Source organism: Microbacterium sp. CFBP 8801 (assembly GCF_014839455.1).
Lineage (GTDB): Bacteria > Actinomycetota > Actinomycetes > Actinomycetales > Microbacteriaceae > Microbacterium.
Window position 1 is genome coordinate 1 of the sequence record NZ_JACYNU010000034.1, and the last position, 3192, is coordinate 3192.

General features: G+C 54.3%; 1 rRNA gene. It reads left to right on the forward strand.

Features of this window, described 5'->3' with window-relative positions:
- Window positions 1–3068, forward strand: a 23S ribosomal RNA gene (locus IFR11_RS16035); the annotation flags it as partial.
- Window positions 3069–3192: the final 124 nt, after the last annotated feature.

The window sequence follows — 3192 nt, forward strand, 5'->3', positions numbered from 1 at the left end:
GCCGAAGAAGGACGTAGCAATCTGCGATAAGCCTCGGGGAACTGATAAGCGAGTTTTGATCCGAGGGTGTCCGAATGGGGAAACCCCGCTGGGCGGCGTGCCGACCTGGTGACTCCCGCCTGAATATATAGGGCGGGTAGAGGGAACGTGGGGAAGTGAAACATCTCAGTACCCACAGGAAGAGAAAGCAAAAGCGATTCCGTAAGTAGTGGCGAGCGAAACCGGAAGAGGCTAAACCTAGCGTGTGTGATAGCCGGCAGGTGTTGCACGTTGGGGGTTGCGGGACTTTTCTGATTGTTCTGCCGAGCAGTCGACGTTACAAGTAGGTATAGACGAACGGTTTTGAATGGCCGGTCATAGAGGGTGCGAACCCCGTAGTCGAAATGCCTGTTCTTGGCGTGAGAAGTATCCCAAGTAGCACGGGGCCCGAGAAATCCCGTGTGAATCTGTCAGGACCACCTGATAAGCCTAAATACTCCCAGATGACCGATAGCGGACAAGTACCGTGAGGGAAAGGTGAAAAGTACCCCGGGAGGGGAGTGAAATAGTACCTGAAACCGTTTGCTTACAAACCGTTGGAGCCTCCTTAGTAGGGGTGACAGCGTGCCTTTTGAAGAATGAGCCTGCGAGTTAGTGATACGTGGCGAGGTTAACCCGTGTGGGGTAGCCGTAGCGAAAGCGAGTCTGAATAGGGCGTTTGAGTCGCGTGTTCTAGACCCGAAGCGAAGTGATCTATCCATGGCCAGGTTGAAGCGACGGTAAGACGTCGTGGAGGACCGAACCCACTTAGGTTGAAAACTGAGGGGATGAGCTGTGGATAGGGGTGAAAGGCCAATCAAACTTCGTGATAGCTGGTTCTCTCCGAAATGCATTTAGGTGCAGCGTTGCGTGTTTCTTGCCGGAGGTAGAGCTACTGGATGGCCGATGGGCCCTACAAGGTTACTGACGTCAGCCAAACTCCGAATGCCGGTAAGTGAGAGCGCAGCAGTGAGACTGTGGGGGATAAGCTTCATAGTCGAGAGGGAAACAACCCAGACCACCAACTAAGGTCCCTAAGCGCGTGCTAAGTGGGAAAGGATGTGGAGTTGCTTTGACAACCAGGAGGTTGGCTTAGAAGCAGCCACCCTTGAAAGAGTGCGTAATAGCTCACTGGTCAAGTGATTCCGCGCCGACAATGTAACGGGGCTCAAGCACGCCACCGAAGTTGTGGCATTAGCATTTTTGGTAGGCCTTCGTGGTCCAGCCGTGTTGATGGGTAGGAGAGCGTCGTGTGGCGAGTGAAGCGGCGGGGTGACCCAGCCGTGGACGCCACACGAGTGAGAATGCAGGCATGAGTAGCGAAAGACGTGTGAGAAACACGTCCTCCGAAAGACCAAGGGTTCCAGGGTCAAGCTAATCTTCCCTGGGTAAGTCGGGACCTAAGGCGAGGCCGACAGGCGTAGTCGATGGACAACGGGTTGATATTCCCGTACCGGCGAAGAACCGCCCAAGTCAATCCAGTGGTGCTAAGAGTCCTAGCTCAGAATTGTTTGGATCCCTTCGGGGTGATGGACGTCTGTGTGAACGCTCGACCCCATGCTGGTGCGGCTAGCGTATTAACAGGTGTGACGCAGGAAGGTAGCCCAAGCCAGGCGATGGTAGTCCTGGTGCAAGTGCGTAGGCCGAGTGATAGGCAAATCCGTCACTCATTGAGGCTGAGACACGATGCGGATAAAAAGTGGGTGATCCTATGCTGCCAAGAAAAGCATCGACGCGAGGTTCAAGCCGCCCGTACCCCAAACCGACTCAGGTGGTCAGGTAGAGAATACCAAGGAGATCGAGAGAATCGTGGTTAAGGAACTCGGCAAAATGCCCCCGTAACTTCGGGAGAAGGGGGGCCATCCACTTATTAGGACTTGCTCCGAAAGGGTGTGGTGGCCGCAGAGACTAGTGGGTAGCGACTGTTTACTAAAAACACAGGTCCGTGCCAAGTCGCAAGACGATGTATACGGACTGACGCCTGCCCGGTGCTGGAAGGTTAAGAGGACCGGTTAGCCGTAAGGCGAAGCTGAGAATTTAAGCCCCAGTAAACGGCGGTGGTAACTATAACCATCCTAAGGTAGCGAAATTCCTTGTCGGGTAAGTTCCGACCTGCACGAATGGCGTAACGACTTCCCAACTGTCTCAACCGCGAACTCGGCGAAATTGCATTACGAGTAAAGATGCTCGTTACGCGCAGCAGGACGGAAAGACCCCGTGACCTTTACTACAGCTTGGTATTGGTGTTCGGTGTGGCTTGTGTAGGATAGGTGGGAGACTGTGAAGCATTCACGCCAGTGAGTGTGGAGTCATTGTTGAAATACCACTCTGGTCACTCTGGATATCTAACTTAGGACCGTGATCCGGTTCAGGGACAGTGCCTGGTGGGTAGTTTAACTGGGGCGGTTGCCTCCCAAAATGTAACGGAGGCGCCCAAAGGTTCCCTCAACCTGGTTGGCAATCAGGTGGCGAGTGTAAGTGCACAAGGGAGCTTGACTGTGAGACTGACAGGTCGAGCAGGGACGAAAGTCGGGACTAGTGATCCGGCAGTGGCTTGTGGAAGCGCTGTCGCTCAACGGATAAAAGGTACCTCGGGGATAACAGGCTGATCTTGCCCAAGAGTCCATATCGACGGCATGGTTTGGCACCTCGATGTCGGCTCGTCGCATCCTGGGGCTGGAGTAGGTCCCAAGGGTTGGGCTGTTCGCCCATTAAAGCGGTACGCGAGCTGGGTTTAGAACGTCGTGAGACAGTTCGGTCCCTATCCGCTGCGCGCGTAGGAAGTTTGAGAGGATCTGACCCTAGTACGAGAGGACCGGGTTGGACGAACCTCTGGTGTGTCAGTTGTTCCGCCAGGAGCACCGCTGATTAGCTACGTTCGGGATGGATAACCGCTGAAAGCATCTAAGCGGGAAGCCGGCCTCAAGATGAGACTTCCATGCCCTTCGGGGCGAGAGGCTCCCAGCCAGACTACTGGGTTGATAGGCCGGATGTGGAAGCGTAGCAATACGTGAAGCTGACCGGTACTAATAAGCCGATGACTTGATAACACACCGTTTTTGGTGCTTGCGTCCACTGAGTGGTTCTCGATGTACGGTCGGGAACTCAACAATGATTATGTCGTTGTTGGTTTTTGAAACATCAATAGTGTTTCGGCGGCCATAGCGAGAGGGA